A 17,145-nucleotide genomic window follows, 5' to 3' on the forward strand; every position below is an offset into this window, starting at 1 on the left:
TTACGGACATTGTATAACGAGGTACATCGTATTACAAGGTTAACTTGTAAAAATAATGAAATTGGTGAGCGGTTCATGTCCGCTCTACTTGCTGAGTAAGGATGTAGGAAGTGTTCTTTTTCCAAAATATGTTTGTCGGCATTTCCTGAGGGTATTCACAACTAAAACCATCAAGGAGGAGACAGATGAAACCGAAAGTCAAACTGGCACTCTTAGTAGTATCTGCATTAGTGATGATAGGTTTTCTCGTTCATGATTTCATGACGGGGGATGTCGGTTATCGGACCTTCAAAGTGATTGGTGTTGTCATCGTTTTCGGGTATATGGGATATACCTTCTTCTCTAGTAATAGGGAAAGTGAATTGTAACGAGAGAGTTAGGGCAGGGAGTCGTATCCTTAGGGGATAGGAGACACCTGTCCTTTTTAGGTTGTGGAGGTATGACTAACTTTAATAAGGGAAAAGGGAAAGGGAGGGAGTGGATAACGTGTTGTATTTTCTTGCCTTTCTTTTGATTGGTGGGAGTTGGTTCTGGTCCTTTTATGCTGGAAAAGAAGGACTGTCGAGTGCTATTCCCGTTCTTATCGCGATCGTCGTTCCGTTTATATTTCTATTAGTTGGGATGAACGTTGCCTTACATTCTGGAGTTCAGCGGTCGGGGTTTGTCTGGGGTTATCTCTTCTACGCGGTGTTGGCGAATAGTTTGGTAGTGTTGGTCACCGTGATCGTAGCTTCATTGAAGAAGAACTCAAGAGAATAGAAGGATTTGTTGTCGTTTTGTGGAAGAAGTGGGGAAGGGAGTTGGTATCGTGAAGAAGGAAAAGTTGATTAAAAAATACGATTCTCATGTCGAGTTGCATTCGAAGCAGCATCCGACTATTGAACAGTGGAGGGAGCGGTTGCTGGATGGTGTGCAGGGGAACGTCTTAGAATCCGGCGTAGGGACAGGGGCGAACTTTCCCTATTACGAAAGGGACATCCGACTGACAGGTGTGGACTTCAGCCCAAAAATGATCGAACGGGCAAGGGAGGAGGCGGAAGGGCTTGGTATCGAAGCGAATCTCTTTGTTGAGGATATCGAGGAAGTGGAGCTTGAGCCGAACCAGTTCGATTATGTCGTGTCGACACTTACATTGTGCAGTTATCCGAATCCTGTTGAGGTGTTGAACCGGTTCGCAGAGTGGTGCAAAGACGACGGGGAAGTCCTGCTCTTAGAGCACGGCAGGAGTACGAAGCCATCAATCGGTACCATCCAAAAGTGGGTCGATCCCGTCTTCCATCAAATCGCGGGCTGCCATAGCGACCACATGACACTCGACTTGATCAAAGAATCCAACCTGACTGTGACCAAAGCAGAAAGCCACTGGTCCGGCATCTTCCACCTTGTATGGGCTCGTCCAAGGGCTTGATGGGGACAGGCACCTTGTCCCGCTGAATGAGGTAAATGACTATAGAAAAATGGGACAAGGTGCCTGTCCCCGAAGAGGTGTTTGTATGAAAGTGTTTCGTGTATTTAATGTTGTGTTAGCTGGGTTAATGCTGGTGGGGTTGCTTGTCCATTGGTTTTCAGGTGGCTCGCTTCTTACGACGGACGGAATCATGTTGATGAATGCGGTAGTGTTTTTCTGTATTGGGCTAGAGAATCTGTTGGACCGGGATGCTGAGCGGAAAGTGGGATATGTATTCATTCCCCTTTCTTTGTTTATGTTCATTTCAACACTTTAAGGAAAGGAGAAGTCTATGAGTTTGTTGCGCAAAACCGTAGGGATATTCGGTGTTTTAGGAATGGTCGTGATGGGATATCATTTCTTCGTCCAGGAACTGCCGGAATCGCTGATTACATTTTTGGGAGCTGGGTTGTTCCTAGTATGGGGGCTCTTTCTGCTGCTGGAAGATAGGAAAAGAATCTGGGGGACCCTGGCTTTAATTACATCCATTATATTTTTTGCGGATTTCTTTTTTATCCTTTAAGAGTTACATAGATTAGGCTCAATCGACTAAACACCTGACTTCTTCCTTATGTTAAGCTATATAAAATAGCGTTTTCATAAAGGGTGAGATCGGTGCGGGTGTCGCTGCAGACTAAAATCATAGGATTGGTGCTGTTTCTCTTAATCTTCGTCATCAGTATACTTTCCGGCGTATTTGCTTACATAGAAAAAGAGGAAGTCGAAGAACAGATTGGCCAGCTCGCGCTGCAGACGGCGAGTACGGTATCGTTCATGCCTTCCGTGAAAGAAGCGTTCGAATCGGAGAATCCTTCGGCAACTATCCAGCCGATTGCGCTCCGTGTCCAAGAGGAGACAGGCGCAGAATTTGTGGTAGTAGGAAATAGTGAGAGCGTCCGTTATGCCCACCCTGATGAGTGGAAAATCGGGGAGAAGATGGTAGGCGGGGACAATGATCGTGCGCTTGTAGATGGAGAGTATTACATATCGCAAGCGGAAGGGACACTCGGTCCTTCCCTCCGCGGGAAAGCGCCGGTTTTGAACGATGATGAAGACGTCATCGGACTCGTATCGGTAGGTTTTCTGATGGAGGATATTCGTCTGCGCGTTTGGGATAAATTGAGGACGATCGGTGGCGTTGCGTTCATCGTTTTGATTCTCGGAGTTGCGGGCAGCTATCTACTTGCGCGCAGCATCAGGAAAGATACGCTCGGTTTGGAACCTTACGAGATTACGGCTTTCTATCAGAACCGGGAAGCGATTTTATCCTCTATTAGAGAGGGGATCATTGCGATTGATGATATGGGACGAGTGACGCTTACGAACCATTCTGCCCTCGAGATGCTGCACCTGACTGGGGGAACCGTCGGACGGAACATCAAGGACATTTTTCCCCATACGAAAATGCTGGAAGTATTGAAGTCTGGAAAACCTTCTACAAATGAAGAGATGCTGCTGAACGATAAACTGTTCATTGTGACGCGGACGCCGATTGTTGCGGAAGGGAAAGTCACAGGAGTCGTCTCCAGTTTCAAAGATACGACCGAGGTCAGGGAGATGGTCCAGACGCTGTCTGAGGTCAAGCGTTATTCCGAAGGGCTCCGAGCTCAGACACATGAGCATGCCAATCAGATGTATCTGCTCTTAGGACTTCTGCAGCTTGGAAGATATGACGAAGCGGCTGCTTTCATCGAAGAGGAATACGAAACGACTCAGCAGCAGCAACGTCTTATGGTCGACCACATCAAGGACGAGACCGTGCAAGCGATTTTGACCGGAAAAATGAGTCGTGCGTCTGAACTGAAGGTCGAATTTGTCCTCGATGAAGCGACCGATCTTGACGTACTGCCGCCATCGATCAACCGGACGGATTTAGTGACGATTCTCGGTAATTGCATCGACAATGCGTTCGAAGCACTGGAGGAACAAGAGGAGAAGCGGGTCTCCTTTTTTGCAACGGACGTCGGCGATTCGATCGTCTTTGAAATCAGTGACAATGGCCCGGGGATACCGGATGAATTGGTCCAGTACGTATTCACGAGAGGTTTTTCGACAAAAGCAGGTGAGATGAGAGGCTACGGACTCGCGAACGTGAAAGAAGTTGTCGAAAGGCTTGGAGGCACGATGGAAATATCGAATGAAGAAGGTACTGTATTTTCTATCTTTTTACCGAAAGGAGGTCGAAATGATGAAGGTGATGATCAGTGAAGATGACTTTCGAGTCGCGGATCTGCATGCTCGTTTTTTGGAGATGATGGACGGGGTGGAAGTGGTCGGAAAAGCGATGAATGCGAAAGAGACGCTCGTGATGGTCCAAGCGAACCAGCCGGACTTGCTGCTGCTCGACGTCTATATGCCTGACCGACTTGGCATAGATATTTTACATGAAATCCGCGATCGCTGTCCCAATGTCGACATCATCATGATCACGGCGGCAAAAGAAAAGGAAGCGGTGGAGAAGTCGCTCAAGTACGGGGTTGTAGACTATATCATCAAACCGATTACGCTCGAGCGGTTCCAGCAAACACTCAGCGATTACATGAAACGCCATGACTTGATCAGACAGACCGAAACATTTGACCAAGGAGCCGTCGATGAGCTTTTGAAGAGTGCCTCTGTTAAGGACGAAGAACCAGTGCCGAAGGGGATCGATGGACTGACGTTATCAAAAGTGGAAGAGATGCTGAAGGAAGCAGAGAATGGGCTGACCGCTGAAGAAGCAAGTAAGCAGATGGGAGCCTCCAAGACGACGGCCCGCCGGTATCTCGAATATTTGATTTCGATTCGGAAAGGGAAAGCGGAAATGAAATATGGCCGGGTCGGACGGCCGGAACGTAAATACTATGCAAGTCACTGAGCAGTCTCTTTGAAGGGGCTGTTTTTTTGTTGTCTTCCTGTGAATTTTATGAATTTAATTCCGCTTATTTGAATTAATATAGAATATTTTGAAAACGGTTACATTTCTGATTTCTTCCCTTACACTTAGTCTCAACAGTCATTACTATTTCTGAAAGGGGAGCAATCATGAAGAAGCATTTATTAGGTTTAAGTTTTTTATTGATGATGGGTATGATGTTGGCAGCTTGTAGTGGAGATTCGAATCAAGCGAGTGGCGAGGGGGACGGAGAATGGTCTCCTGAGAAGCCAGTTGAAATCGTAGCGCCGGCCGGAGCAGGCGGTGGTTGGGATACCACGGCTAGAAGCGTAGGTAAGGTTCTCGAAGAAGAGGGGATCATGGAACAGAACATCGGTGTCGTAAACAAAGAAGGTGGCGGAGGAGCTGTAGGCTGGTCTTACATCAACAGTCAGAACAACCCTCACAACATCTTCGTCTCTTCACCGCCACTGATCTTCGTACCACTGAACGGACAATCTGATCTGTCGCATAAAGACTTCACACCGCTTGCGAACATGATTGCAGACTACGGAGCTTTCGCAGTAGCAGAAGATGCAAAATGGGAAAACTTGAGTGAATTGTTCGATGACATGAAAGATGATCCTTCCAGTGTGACCGTAGTCGGAACGTCTTCTCCGGGATCGATGGACCACATGCAGTTTGTCTCCATCGCGAAGAAAGCTGGTGTCGACATTAAGAAAATCCGTTACGTGTCTGCCCAAGATGGCGGTGGCATGACGCAGATTCTGAACGGTAGTGCCGATGTGTACTCTACAGGTATCGCGGAAACCGTGGAACAAGTGAAAGCCGGTAAGGTTCGCGTCTTGGGTATAACAGCAGAAGAGCGTATCGAAGGAGATGTCCTTTCTACATTCCCGACTGCCAAAGAGCAGGGGATCGATGCGACGTTCGTCAACTGGCGTGGGTTCTTCGGCCCTGGTGACATGACGGAAGGACAAGTTGCTTATTACGAAGAAAAGTTGAAAGAGGTCAGCGACTCGGACGCTTTCGCAGAAATTCGTAAAAACTACGGATGGAACGAAATGTACATGAACTCGGAAGAATACGCCAAGTTCCTGGATGAGCAGAAAGAAGAATTGAGCGGCTTAATGGAAGAGCTGGGATTAGTCTCTAACTAAAACGGCGAAGGGTCCTGAGTTTTCAGGCCCTTCCCTTTTCATAAGGGTGAGAAGCATGTTGAAAACTTTGAATCAAAAGCTGAGCTTATTTTTAATTTTATTCGCCAGTGGTTATCTCTATTTGACGTACAACTTGAAGGAGTATCCGTACGTACCGGTCGATTCCGACTTTGTCCCGAAAGTATTGGGGTACGTCCTGATTGTTCTTGCTGTTTTTCTCTATTTTGATAAATCATCTGAGACGAAGGAAGAAAAAGAGAAGCGCACGATACCGAAGAAAGAGATCTTGGTCTTGCTTGCAGTAGGGGCAATGATCTTCCTCTACATTTTTCTGCTTGAACTTCTCGGATTCGTCCTGAGTTCCATGCTGTTCGTCTTTGGTTGTTCACTGTTTTTGGGTTATCGGAATCATAAGGTGAACGTAATCGTTTCGGTCATTTTTCCACTAGTAATGTATCTTTCTTTCAATTACTTACTTCAAATCAAATTACCTCAAGGGATATTGCCCTTTTAAAAAGGTGTGAAAACGTATGGGTGCAATGGAAGGTTTTATGCAAGGGTTAGAAGTCGCGTTCAGTTTTCAGGGTATCTTGTTCGTTCTGATCGGAGTCATCGCCGGAACGTTGATCGGTATGATGCCTGGTCTCGGTCCGATCAGTGCGATCGCAATCATGATTCCAATCACATATGGAATGAATCCGTCTACGGCTTTGATGATGATGGCAGGTGTCTATTACGGAGCGGTGTTCGGAGGCTCGACGTCCTCGATTTTGCTCAATGCTCCTGGTATTTCCGGGACGGTGGCGACCTCGTTTGACGGGTATCCGATGGCGCAAAGGGGAGAGGCCGGAAAGGCATTGGCGATTGCGGCAATTTCGTCGTTCGTAGGTGGGACGGTTTCTGTTGTTTTGCTGATGCTGTTTGCTCCGGCTCTCGCACAGGTAGCCGTTTCGTTCGGTCCTGCTCAGTATTTTGCGTTGATGTTCCTCGGACTGACGGCGATTGCGAGTTTGTCCGATGGCTCGACGGTAAAAGCACTGATCGCAGCGACGGTCGGATTCATGATGGCGACCATCGGAATCGATGGACAGACCGGTACGACGAGGTTCACGTTCGGTAATCCGAACCTGATGGAAGGCATTGATTTTCTCGTCATCGCTCTCGGATTGTTTGCATTGGCGGAGATCTGTTTCTTGATCAAAAACCGGAAAGACGATTCGTTGAGTAAACAAGGCGATATCGGAAGTTTGAAGCTAGGCAAGTCGGACTTCAAAGAAATGAGAGGACCAATGAGCAGGCAGTCGTTCTTAGGGTTCATCCTCGGAGTGCTTCCTGGAGCGGGAGCGACGATCGCATCATTCATCGGCTATATCTCTGAAAAAAGGATTGCCAAGCGACCGGAGGAATTCGGTAAAGGCTCTGTCAAAGGACTGAGCGCACCGGAAACCGCCAACAACGCTGCGACAAGTGGTGCATTCGTTCCATTATTGAGCCTCGGCATACCAGGCTCTGGTACGACGGCTGTCATGCTTGGAGCTTTCTTAGTACTCGGCATCCAACCGGGACCACTGCTCGTACAGGATCATCCGGACGTATTTTGGGGAATCATTGCAAGTATGTATATCGGGAATGTGTTCCTATTGATTCTGAACCTCCCATTGATTCCGTACATCGCGAAGATCCTGAAAATATCCCGTCCACTGTTGATCTCGCTCGTTGCTATATTCAGTCTGATCGGGGTCTATGCGATCAGCTTCAGTACCTTCGATTTGTACGTGCTGCTTGCTTTCGGAGTGCTCGGCTACTTAATGCGGCTGTTCAGCGTACCGGCACCGCCGTTCATCCTGGCCTTCATCCTCGGCGGAATGATGGAGCAGTCCTTAAGGCAGACACTGACAGCATCCGGAGGAAACATGCTTGCACTCATCTCCGATCCCGTATCGATCGGACTGTATATCGTAAGCCTGATCTCCTTCCTCGTACCACTCATCCGCACACGCAACAAAAACGACCAGTCAGAAAGCGAACAAAAAGCAAGCTAGGGGACAGGCACTCTGTCCCTTTTTTTTATGCATGAAAGTCTTATAGGTTGAAGATGAAAGCTACAGCTAATGCATAGAAGACAAATACGACAAAAAAGAGGAAGAAGATCATCCAATTTACCCGTTGGATCTCTTGGTAATAACCGTTTCCCGCGTCTACTTTTTTCGCTCTCATTACAATGCTGACGTTGAGGAACGGGACAAGGAGAACGAACACACCTACAAGGAACCAGAGGAATCCGGGTTCCATGATTGGTTCTGCTTGCCTCGCAGGAAAAGATTGAATGAGGACTAGCACTGCGAGAAAGAATTTCGATGTGTACTGGGACCGACGCTCCTTTTCAAAAGAATGATCGTCCATTACGTCTTTTTCATAGAGTGCTAGTTTCCTCATATCAGCCGTCCACGCATATGTCCCTGTTTTGTATTTCCTTTGTTCCAGTAATCCTGAGATTAGCAAGAGGGCAGTAAGCGAGTAATAGAATATTCTGTCCAATGCCAGGCTGAACAGAACCAAACTGATCAAAGCCACCCCAAGCATCAGCAAGTTCAAATAAAGCAACTGCTTCTTCCTTAATCTATTCCGTTCTTCTATTTCCATTTGCAACACTCCTTTGGGGACACTCCTTTGGGGACAGGGACTCTGTCCCACTTTTGCGGGTCAGAGACTCTAGCTGTTAGCAAGTATCTCCTGTTCTACCAATCTTCAACCTTGTCAATCAGGTCTCAGGTATAAACACTCGTTTTTCCCTACCTTAATGGCTAGAGATAGTTAATCAGAAGCGATGAAAGGCTAACAATGAACGCGGTGTAGCCTAAGCTGAATGCCCACGTAGTGAGTTGGATGCCCTTCGCCTCATCTCGTTTCTTGTGAATAGTGTACATCCTCCATGATATGGCTCCCGTGAACAGCAGCATTCCGATAGCGAAGTAAGCTAACATTTGCCACCAGCCTCGTTCGGGCACTGTAACATGCAATGGATTGAAAAGGACATGGTGGACAATCGTTGGAATAATGGCACCTATAGCGGAGAATATATTAGAAACTGACGATTGTTTTAATTCATCTTCGAATTTATCGTCTCCCAATAAGTCTTTTTCGTATAGTGCTAGTTTTCTCATGTCTTTCGTCAAAGCCAGTCTTCTTGTTTTAAGAAGGACCCATCTGAACACCGCGAAGCTTACGAAGAAGATACTGATAGTGAGCAATAACGTCTGAAACGTAACCTTGGTGATGAGAACGACAAATGCAGTGAGCAGAACGGTTACGAGCAGGTAGATGTATAATAATTGTTTTCTTCGTAGTTTGAGAATTTCTTCTGTCTGCAAGCTTAGTCTCCTTAATTAAGTGGCAAGGGTAAAGGTGATTCCCGTATGCGGGACAAAGTCCCTGTCCCTAAATCATTGAAATCATGATGAATACGAGTACGAGGGAGGTGATGAAAAAGACGGCGCCTGTGAGAAGGGCGATCTTAAAGGTGTTTTTACGTACAGCTTTTCCTTGGACTGGCTGATCGCTGTCGATTCGTTTTGCGCGGGAACGCATGCTGAAGTTCATCATGATCGCCATGACAAGCAGAAGCACCAAGACTACCCAGGCGAAATCCATCGGGATAAACGATGTATCCGGCGGTGTCATAACGTATTGGAATCCAATGATTATCATGACGAAAGCTTGAGCAACGAGTGACATGCGTTTTTCTCGTCGAAATTCCCTTTCTCCGAGTCGTTCCTTTTCATAAGCCATCAGTTTCTTTGTATCACTTGTGGCGATATAACGGCCTGTAAAGAAACCGTATGCTTCGAAGCAGAGAGCTATGGCGATAAAGATTTCCAGCATCATATAGCCGGTCTTGGAACTCACATAATTGCCCATTAAAATCCCCACGATCCCGACAAGGACCATCATCAGGTTCATGTTACGGTACTGCCTCTTTCTTAAACGTTTCAATTCCGTGTTTTCCAAACCCATCACTCCCATTATGTATCTGTCTAAGTATACGAATTTACCATAAAAAGGTTTCAGGGGACAGGGACCTTGTCCCACATCTCCCAACCGAAGAAAAGACGCAAGCCACCGGGGCTTGCGTCTTATTTCGTATGGGCACTAAATTAACTGACTGGGACGAGGTGCCTGTCCCCATGGTCCTCTTCGGATGTGATAGAGGAGATGTCTTGGATAAGTGAGGCGATTGTGGCGATTTCTTCGTCGCTGATTTCTGCTAGTTCGTCGAACATTTCAACGGATTCCTGCGAAATGTAGGTGACTTGTTCAACAGAGGAGACAATCTGCTCAAGACCTGCAGACATTTCATGGGTTGATGCGGAAATGTCTTCGTTGTTTTTTGCGATAATCTCATTGGAATCAAGCATGTCCTGGAACAGTTCGCCGAGCTCTTCGATGGAAGCGTTCGTCTCTTCAGACTCCTGCAAACCTTTTTCCATCGAAGCAACCGCTGTGTCGGTTTCTTCTTGTGTTCCGCGAACGATATCCGAAACTTGATCGGAAGACTTCCGCGTCTGTTCGGCAAGCTTCCGTACTTCGTCTGCTACGACAGCGAACCCTTTGCCGTGTTCTCCGGCGCGGGCTGCTTCGATTGCGGCATTCAAGGAAAGCAAGTTGATCTGTTCGGAAATATCGGTGATCACTCGTGCAATTGAGCCGATTTCTTTCGACTTCGTGCCGAGTTCTTTGACGACGTGATATGTATCGTTCACCGTCTGATTCAGGCCTTCCATTTTCGTAATCGAGCTCTTGATTTTCTCATTTCCGTTCTCCGTCAGCTCAAGGGCACGCTTGGACTGATCAGAAATATCGGAGGACTGGTGGGAAAGGTCTGCGACTGATGCGTTCATTTCTTCCAATGCAGCCGAGCTTTCCTCTGTGGATGCCAACTGCTTGCGGATGCCACGTCCAACCTCATCGATCGCAGCACGTACGATGTCCGCTTGTTCGACGGCGTCCTCTCCTTTTTGGACGAGCGAGTGGATTTCGCTGTCCGTCACTTCATTGTGTTCGGTCACGACAGCAGCTGCTGTTTCAGCATGCGCAGTTTCCTGAAGCAACGCCTCTTTCGTTACCAACTCTTTTTTAAGTTTGCTCGTACGGATGAAAAAGCCGATAGTTGTCGCGAGAAACAGCACATTCAATGCGAGTGAAATGTATAGAAACATAATGGCGCCTCCTTATAGTTTTTTGTACAAAAGGGCGGTGCCTTCTGCGACAGATTCTGGAATATCATGAAGTCGGTCGTTGTCTTTGTAGTAGTGGATGACTGAGGAGCCGTCGACCGTTTGATAGTGCTCGAACTGGTGGTATTTCTTTGATATGTGGGTCGATTTATTATTGGTGGCTTCAGAGTAGATGAAAGAAAGTCCATCGTTTTCTGCTTTCGCAATCAGTTGTCCGAGCAGTTCATGGATGACCTCTTTCCGGTCTTCAAGCGCAGTCACACCAAGCATGAACAAGTGCAAGGCTTCCCCGTCTTCAATCTCTCTTCCATGTCTTTTATGGAAATCGGCTAAAAACCGTTTGTCGACATCTTCGAGTACGTGAAGAATGACATTCATGTCCTTGAAATCCCCTTCGAATACATCTTCTCCGATGATTTCGGGTGCACTGGTGTCCCCAGCTAATACGCCGACCACGTCTTGTTCTCCGTTGACAGCTGCCATGCAGTATCCTTGGTCCACGACGCCTTCTAAGTATTCTTTGGTAAACTCGTAAAAGTCTTCATACGGCAGGTCGAGCATGCCGACCATCGGCTCTTGGACCCAGCGGCCGTTGATATCGATCCCAATAAAGGACTTGGCAAGGCATGCCGCTGATTGTTCAATCAGTTGTGTGTTATCGCTGCTTAGTAATTGGTAGGTGTACGTCGTTTCGGTCTGCATAGTGAGTCCTCCTTGTTAAATAACGGTTCCGGTGAATTGAATACGCTCAAGGGCGTTTCTCAGTTGTACTTGGGCGATTTTTGACTCTGGATTAATGATTTGTACCTCTCGAAATCCGAGTGTTGTATAGAATTGGACCGTCTGATCCAGCTGCTCGAGGACAGATGATGGGACGGTCGTCTGGTAACGTCCATCGACAATAAGCGTATAGCTTTGTCTGTTTACTTTGTTGATCGTCTCTTCGAAGTCCGCCATGTAATTCGGTACATCGTGTTCGCGGATCAATCCGTGAACCTGAACTCGTACCGCTTGTTCGCGTTCCTGGATTGCCATCTTGTATTTTTTCTTATCGACTACTAATCCTTGCATTTTTCCACCTCGCTTTTTTGGTATACATGTTCTCTATCGACAAAATAAGACAACATTCAAGTTGTTTTCTAGTTTCATAGGGGAAAGTTTCCTCTCTAGGAAAGTAGCGCCAAATCGTTTACTATAAACGTGAAGGGAAAGAAAAGAGAGGAGAAGGTGAATGGAACAGGCTTTATATCCCAGCATAGACGGTTCGAGAGAAGAGAGAGAACAGTTTGTGGGGTTACTAGAAGAACTTTTGACTACAGTTGATGAAATGAAAGACCCGGACAAGATGACATTAGGGAAGCTTCCTGATGATCCATACGCAAATCGCGACATACCTCAACAACCCGGGACTATGAAAAAAGTGATCCAGGAGCTGAAGGAGCTGGCGCAAGGACATCGGTTTGTGAACCATCGTTATGTGGCCAACGCCTCTACGCTGCCGAACATACCGAGTTTACTTGGACAAGTGATGATGACGCTCGTCAACGGGAATAATCTATGGGATGTAGAAGGATCGGCTGCAGCTCGAGCGGAAGTGAAGCTTACTCGCATGCTTTCTGAAGTTATCGGCTATAATCCGGAGAAAAGTGGCGGTTTCACTACGTGGGGTGGACAGGGAGCTGTTTTTCAGTCACTGCGCCTTGCGATTGCACGCCAATTTCCTGATTCAAATGAGGAAGGGGTTCCTCCGAATCTTTACTGCTTTGCATCAGAGCTGTCGCATTACAGTCTTTTCAAAGCGATGCAGGCGACCGGAATCGGAACGAATCATCTGATTCGGATCAAGACGAACGATGATCACTCAATGAACATAGAAGACTTGCAAGAAAAAATGGAAGCGGTTGCTGAAAAAGGGGGCATCCCGCTGTATGTGCTCGCCAGCACAGGCACAACCGATACATTCGGAGTAGATGACGTCAAGCAAGTGAAAAAGGTTTGCACAAATATCGAAGCAGCGCATCAACTCGCTCCGATTTATTTGCATGCCGACTCTGCTATGGGCGGGATGTACACCTTTTTCAATGACTATGAGACCGAAGAGAATCCACTCGGGTTCCGTAATCAAGTGATAGATGAGATAAAAAGGTTGCAGAAGAAGTTCCGGCACTTACGTCTAGCGGACAGTCTCGTCTTTGATTTTCACAAATTGGGACAGACGCCGTACATCTCCAGTCTGTTCCTCGTAAAGGACCGGTCGATGTTCGGCTACGTCGACCTGAACGAAGAGGAGACACCATATGTCGGCAATCGTGGCTATGGGAATTACCATACGAGCTACACGTTGGAGTGCTCACGGATGGGGAGTTCCTTGCCAATCTACGCTTCGCTGATCGGTATGGGAGTAGAAGGCTACCAAACGATTCTTGCTCAGTATCTCGATGTGAATATCGCTTTCCGAGAGGCACTGAAGGAGCGTTTTTCTAACGTTGCTGTAACGAACGAGGTATCTCCGATTACGACGTTCCGGTTCTATCCGGGACGGCCGATGTGGGAAGCGGAGAAAGAAGGGCGGATGTCGAGCGAGGAAGTAACTGATATCAATGAATACAACAGCCGCTTCGCCGAAGTTCTGGGAGAGGCGCGTGATGAAATCTATTTTGGCAACACATCCAGACAGCGTTATGTAGCGGTGACCGACCGGGAAGAGCTGGAGTCTGTGTACGTCCAAAAGTTCTTCTCGATCTCCCCGTACACCACGGTCGATCGAGTGCCCGAATACATCGATTTCCTAGAAAAACAAATGAACGCCTTCCACAAGTCCATGCAGTTGATTTAATTGGGGACAGGGACCTCGTCCCACTCCAAAGGGAGGCAGTCAAACGAAAAAAGAGACTTGAGCTAAAATGCTCAAGTCTCTTTTTATGTGGAAGGTGGGACAAGGTCCCTGTCCCCTAAAACCCGATCCGTTTGAATCGCTCCATCATGCGTTGGTTGTGTTCATCGGAACCGTCGATGTTTCCGCTTTTGAAGATCGGGACTTCGTAGCCGTCTTCATGCAGCCTTTCGACGGTGCGGGAGAACATGTCGTGCAGAAGGGCGGTACCGGCGACAGAGGAAAGAGGGGAGAAGGATTGATCCAGTCCCTCGAGATCCATCACTGCGTCACCTACTGGAATATGAAGGTCGAGGACGAAATCGGCGACGTCCTCCAATCGCTCGCCACTCGGGTGCCTGGAAGCAACGGATTCGGAATAAGCCAGAGCTGTGAGAGCAATGACTTGAACGCCTTTTGCCTTGTAATAGCGGGCGACATCGATCGGCGCAGGATTACGGCCGGAGACGGAAATCACTAGGACCATGTCTCCTGCTTCAACCGGTTCCTCCTCTATATAGGAATCGACGAACCCTGGCGTACGTTCGAGATCACTGGAGCGGCGTGCCCCTTCGTGCAGCATCAGCGGCTCAATCGCAATAGGTCGGACAGGGACGAGTCCTCCTGCACGGTAGTAGGCATCTTGAGCAAGCAAGCTCGAGTGACCGCAACCGAACGTGTGGAGTATTCCACCATTCCGAATGCACTGAGCCAACCTCTCGCTCACCGTCTCCAAGTTCTTCTGCTCACTCGCTTCGATTTCCTTCAGTTTCTCCACTGCCTTCGATAAATAACTCATCCTCGTTCGTCACCTCTTATTGGGGACAGGCACTTTGTCCCGCTTATTTCGTTATCAGATGGTTCGATGATAGACAGGAGGTTTCGAGGGTCTATCTCGCCTGCTGCATAAAGGTGGGACAAAGTGCCTGTCCCCCTAGGATCTATAGATGTCGCTGATGAATTTGTAGCGGTCGGCGCGGTAGGCGGATTTGACGACTTCGAACGGAGTACCATCTGTGAGGATACTGTTCCGCTCGATCATCAGGACGGCAGAATTCCTCGGAACCTCAAGCAGAGTCGCTTGATGATCATCGGCTACCGTCGCTTCGATCATTTGCGTCGCTTTTTCAATCGAGAGGCCGAGCTTGTCTTCTACGTATTGGTAGAGCGACCCTTGTACAATCTCTTCCGTCAATTCCGGAAGCAACGTCACCGGCAAGAACGTCGTTTCCACCGCCATCGGTTTCTGGTCGGCGGAGCGGATCCGTTGGACACGGAAGACATCCTCGCTCTCATCAAGATTCAACTTCTTCGCAATCTCGACTGTAGCCGGAATCGTCTCAAAACTGATCAAGCGGCTGCTCGCTTCCATGCCGCGTTGCTTCATGTCTTCCGTGAAACTCGTCATCCCTTGAAGCGGTTGTTCAATTTTCTGCTCCGCGATGAAAGTTCCTTTACCTTTTTCACGATATAAGTAGCCGTCGTTGACCATGTTCGTCATCGCCTGACGAACAGTCATCCGACTGACATCATAATGCTCAGAAAGCTCGCGCTCGGACGGAATCATCGTCCCAGGCACGAACTCCCCTGAATCCATGCGCTGCTTCAGATCCTCTTGGATTTGATAATACATCGGCATGGGAGAACGTTTATCTAGCACAAATGCTTCACCCTTTCCTAACGGCGCAGCGCCGCGTACTGGTAAGCTTCTTTATCGACGATCAGCGTCACGTCATCGTGGCGTTTCAGCGCAGAGGCCGGGAAGTCTTCTGTGATCTCTCCCGTCAACAGCTGTTCGATCGCCCGTGCTTTTCTCTCGCCAGAAGCGAGCAGCACAATCCGTTTACTTTTTAAAATAGACCGGATTCCCATCGTCACGGCCTGCTTCGGCACGTCTTCAATGGAGTCGAAAAAGCGGGCGTTTGCTTCTCGCGTCGAAGCGGCCAGTTCGACGACGTGGGTCTCGGTGTCGAACGAGCTGCCCGGTTCATTGAAACCGATGTGACCGTTTTCGCCTATCCCTAACAATTGTATGTCAGGTGGACCGATGTTCTCAATCACTTCTTCGTACCTGAGGCATTCTTTCTGAAGTTCGGATGCTGTTCCATCAGGTATAAACGTGTTCTCCTGTTGAATGTTGACGTGTCGGAACAAATTCTCTTCCATGAACGTGCGGTAGCTTTGAGGGTGATCTCCACCAAGTCCGACATATTCATCAAGATTAATTGTCTTTACGTTCTCGTAGTCGGCGTTACCATGGCTATAACCTTCGATCAGCTCTTCGTACGTACCCGTTGGCGTGCTTCCTGTAGCAAGTCCCAGCACGGATTTCGGATTATCGCGGACCTGACTTTCGAAAATAGAGCAGGCTTTCTGGCTGAGTTCTTTCTTATTCTCTGTGACGATGATGTTCATGATGATTCTCCTCTCCTAAAAGCGACCTCACCGCGGCAAATGGTGAGAAGTACGTCGCCTTCGTCGTTCAATAGTACAAGGTCAGCATCCTTGCCTTCCTCGATGCTTCCTTTTCGGTCGAACGCATCTAGCTGGCGTGCGGCGTTTCCAGAGGTGATGCGGGCCAGTTCCTGCCAAGAGGCGTGCTCACGCATATTGCGGGCTGCCTCGTTCAGCTTCAGAATACTGCCTGCGAGTGTGCCGTCTTCTAGTCTTGCTTCCCCGTTTTCAACCGTCACGTCCTGACCACCAAGGTCGTACGTGCCGGACGGCAGGCATTTGGCGCGCATCGCGTCCGTAATCAGCATCGTACGCTCTGGTCCGATGTTCTGATAGGCGAGTCTTACTGCATCCGGGTGGACGTGGATGTGGTCGACAATCATCTCGACCATCAGCGCTGGGTTCATAAAGGCCGCCCCGACGAGTCCAGGCTCCCTGTGGTGGAGCCCACTCATCTGGTTGAACAGGTGCGTGACGTGGCGGGCTCCGTGTTCTGCCGCCGCACTAGCCGTGGCGAAAGAGGCATCCGAGTGACCGAGGGAACAAACGACTCCGGTGCTGCTCACTTTTTCAATAAAAGGGAGGGCGCCTTCGGTTTCTGGTGCTAAGGTGACGAGCTTGATCTGTCCGTTCGCCGCATCCTGCCAAGCTTGGAACTGTTCCAAGGAAGGAGGGAGGATGTGTTCTAGCGGCTGAGCGCCAGCTTTCTTATCAGAGATGAAAGGCCCTTCCAAGTGGATGCCGAGCAGCTCGGCTCCCTTGGTTGATTCGTAGGCTCCGGCGTTGGTGACAGCTCGAGTAATATTTTCTACCGATTGGGTCATCGTTGTTGCAAGGAAGCTTGTTGTCCCTTCTTCCGGAAGCTTCGCGGTGATGCCGTCGAGCGCTTCTTTCGTTGCGTCCATCATGTCATGGCCGTCTGCACCGTGGATGTGGACGTCGATGAAGCCGGGGAGGAGGGTTGCTCCTCCTCCGTCGATCGTCGGCTCCTTGATAATTTGATCAGAGATTCGTTTAATTCGCCCGTCCTGGATTTCGACGGTGCCGTTCTCGATGACTTGTTGTTCCGTGACGATTCGTATATTTGAAATCAGCATATGTGT

Annotated in this window: 21 protein-coding genes; 11 read left to right on the forward strand and 10 right to left on the reverse strand. The window is 48.5% G+C overall.

Annotation, left to right across the window (positions count from 1 at the left end; translation table 11 throughout):
- The first annotated feature begins 185 nt into the window (after positions 1-185).
- From E4663_RS01715 to E4663_RS01760, 10 genes are all read left to right on the forward strand, one after another.
- Positions 186-368, forward strand: coding sequence for a hypothetical protein (locus E4663_RS01715; protein WP_135326461.1), 183 nt, complete (start codon positions 186-188; stop codon positions 366-368).
- 109 nt (positions 369-477) lie between these two features.
- Positions 478-759, forward strand: a complete 282-nt coding sequence (locus E4663_RS01720) for a hypothetical protein (RefSeq protein WP_135326462.1) — start codon at positions 478-480, stop codon at positions 757-759.
- 49 nt (positions 760-808) lie between these two features.
- The gene (locus tag E4663_RS01725; RefSeq protein WP_135326463.1) at positions 809-1,408 is read left to right on the forward strand and encodes a class I SAM-dependent methyltransferase; all 600 of its coding nucleotides are present in this window, start codon (positions 809-811) and stop codon (positions 1,406-1,408) included.
- Between the two features lie 85 nt (positions 1,409-1,493).
- Positions 1,494-1,724 carry a hypothetical protein gene (locus tag E4663_RS01730; protein ID WP_079479097.1) on the forward strand — a complete coding sequence of 77 codons (231 nt, stop codon included), beginning with the start codon at positions 1,494-1,496 and terminating at the stop codon, positions 1,722-1,724.
- Between the two features lie 15 nt (positions 1,725-1,739).
- Positions 1,740-1,970, forward strand: a complete 231-nt coding sequence (locus E4663_RS01735; protein WP_135326464.1) for a hypothetical protein — start codon at positions 1,740-1,742, stop codon at positions 1,968-1,970.
- A 98-nt stretch (positions 1,971-2,068) separates the two neighbouring features.
- Positions 2,069-3,655: an ATP-binding protein gene (locus tag E4663_RS01740; RefSeq protein WP_338323606.1), complete on the forward strand. Its 1,587-nt coding sequence runs from the start codon at positions 2,069-2,071 to the stop codon at positions 3,653-3,655.
- Complete coding sequence (locus E4663_RS01745) at positions 3,636-4,304, forward strand: response regulator (protein WP_079479100.1); 669 nt, start codon at positions 3,636-3,638, stop codon at positions 4,302-4,304. The genes E4663_RS01740 and E4663_RS01745 overlap by 20 nt, the downstream gene beginning before the upstream one ends.
- A 167-nt stretch (positions 4,305-4,471) precedes the next feature.
- Entirely contained in the window at positions 4,472-5,482 is a 1,011-nt protein-coding gene (locus tag E4663_RS01750) for a tripartite tricarboxylate transporter substrate binding protein (protein WP_135326466.1), read from the forward strand.
- A 55-nt stretch (positions 5,483-5,537) separates the two neighbouring features.
- Positions 5,538-5,996 carry a tripartite tricarboxylate transporter TctB family protein gene (locus E4663_RS01755; RefSeq protein WP_135326467.1) on the forward strand — a complete coding sequence of 153 codons (459 nt, stop codon included), beginning with the start codon at positions 5,538-5,540 and terminating at the stop codon, positions 5,994-5,996.
- A 16-nt stretch (positions 5,997-6,012) separates the two neighbouring features.
- Positions 6,013-7,524, forward strand: coding sequence for a tripartite tricarboxylate transporter permease (locus E4663_RS01760; RefSeq protein ID WP_135326468.1), 1,512 nt, complete (start codon positions 6,013-6,015; stop codon positions 7,522-7,524).
- 40 nt (positions 7,525-7,564) lie between these two features.
- On the opposite strand, the gene E4663_RS01765 is transcribed toward E4663_RS01760, so the two are convergent.
- From E4663_RS01765 to E4663_RS01790, 6 genes are all read right to left on the reverse strand, one after another.
- Positions 7,565-8,125, reverse strand: coding sequence for a hypothetical protein (locus E4663_RS01765; protein ID WP_135326469.1), 561 nt, complete (start codon positions 8,123-8,125; stop codon positions 7,565-7,567).
- 161 nt (positions 8,126-8,286) lie between these two features.
- On the reverse strand, positions 8,287-8,853 hold the full coding sequence (locus tag E4663_RS01770) for a hypothetical protein (RefSeq protein ID WP_135326470.1): 567 nt from the start codon (positions 8,851-8,853) through the stop codon (positions 8,287-8,289).
- 67 nt (positions 8,854-8,920) lie between these two features.
- Positions 8,921-9,490: a hypothetical protein gene (locus E4663_RS01775; RefSeq protein ID WP_135326471.1), complete on the reverse strand. Its 570-nt coding sequence runs from the start codon at positions 9,488-9,490 to the stop codon at positions 8,921-8,923.
- A gap of 146 nt (positions 9,491-9,636) precedes the next feature.
- Positions 9,637-10,698: a methyl-accepting chemotaxis protein gene (locus E4663_RS01780; protein ID WP_135326472.1), complete on the reverse strand. Its 1,062-nt coding sequence runs from the start codon at positions 10,696-10,698 to the stop codon at positions 9,637-9,639.
- Positions 10,699-10,710: 12 nt separating this feature from the next.
- Positions 10,711-11,418 (reverse strand): hypothetical protein, encoded by a 708-nt coding sequence (locus tag E4663_RS01785; RefSeq protein ID WP_135326473.1) that lies wholly within the window; start codon positions 11,416-11,418, stop codon positions 10,711-10,713.
- 15 nt (positions 11,419-11,433) lie between these two features.
- The gene (locus tag E4663_RS01790) at positions 11,434-11,787 is read right to left on the reverse strand and encodes a hypothetical protein (protein WP_079479109.1); all 354 of its coding nucleotides are present in this window, start codon (positions 11,785-11,787) and stop codon (positions 11,434-11,436) included.
- 160 nt (positions 11,788-11,947) lie between these two features.
- Here E4663_RS01790 and E4663_RS01795 point away from each other — a divergent pair, with 160 nt between their 5' ends.
- A complete protein-coding gene (locus tag E4663_RS01795) occupies positions 11,948-13,552 on the forward strand; it encodes a pyridoxal phosphate-dependent decarboxylase family protein (protein WP_135326474.1) in 1,605 nt (534 codons plus the stop codon).
- A gap of 115 nt (positions 13,553-13,667) precedes the next feature.
- Here the strand turns inward: E4663_RS01795 and E4663_RS01800 are convergent, their stop codons facing one another.
- From E4663_RS01800 to nagA, 4 genes are all read right to left on the reverse strand, one after another.
- Positions 13,668-14,387, reverse strand: a complete 720-nt coding sequence (locus tag E4663_RS01800; RefSeq protein ID WP_135326475.1) for a sugar isomerase domain-containing protein — start codon at positions 14,385-14,387, stop codon at positions 13,668-13,670.
- Positions 14,388-14,522: 135 nt separating this feature from the next.
- The gene (phnF, locus tag E4663_RS01805; protein WP_135326476.1) at positions 14,523-15,248 is read right to left on the reverse strand and encodes a phosphonate metabolism transcriptional regulator PhnF; all 726 of its coding nucleotides are present in this window, start codon (positions 15,246-15,248) and stop codon (positions 14,523-14,525) included.
- A gap of 17 nt (positions 15,249-15,265) precedes the next feature.
- The gene (gene nagB / locus E4663_RS01810; protein WP_135326477.1) at positions 15,266-16,003 is read right to left on the reverse strand and encodes a glucosamine-6-phosphate deaminase; all 738 of its coding nucleotides are present in this window, start codon (positions 16,001-16,003) and stop codon (positions 15,266-15,268) included.
- Positions 16,000-17,139, reverse strand: coding sequence for an N-acetylglucosamine-6-phosphate deacetylase (gene nagA / locus E4663_RS01815; protein ID WP_135326478.1), 1,140 nt, complete (start codon positions 17,137-17,139; stop codon positions 16,000-16,002). The genes nagB and nagA overlap by 4 nt, the downstream gene beginning before the upstream one ends.
- Between the last annotated feature and the right edge of the window lie 6 nt (positions 17,140-17,145).

It is taken from the genome of Halobacillus salinus, from assembly GCF_004684905.1.
Lineage (GTDB): Bacteria > Bacillota > Bacilli > Bacillales > Halobacillaceae > Halobacillus > Halobacillus salinus.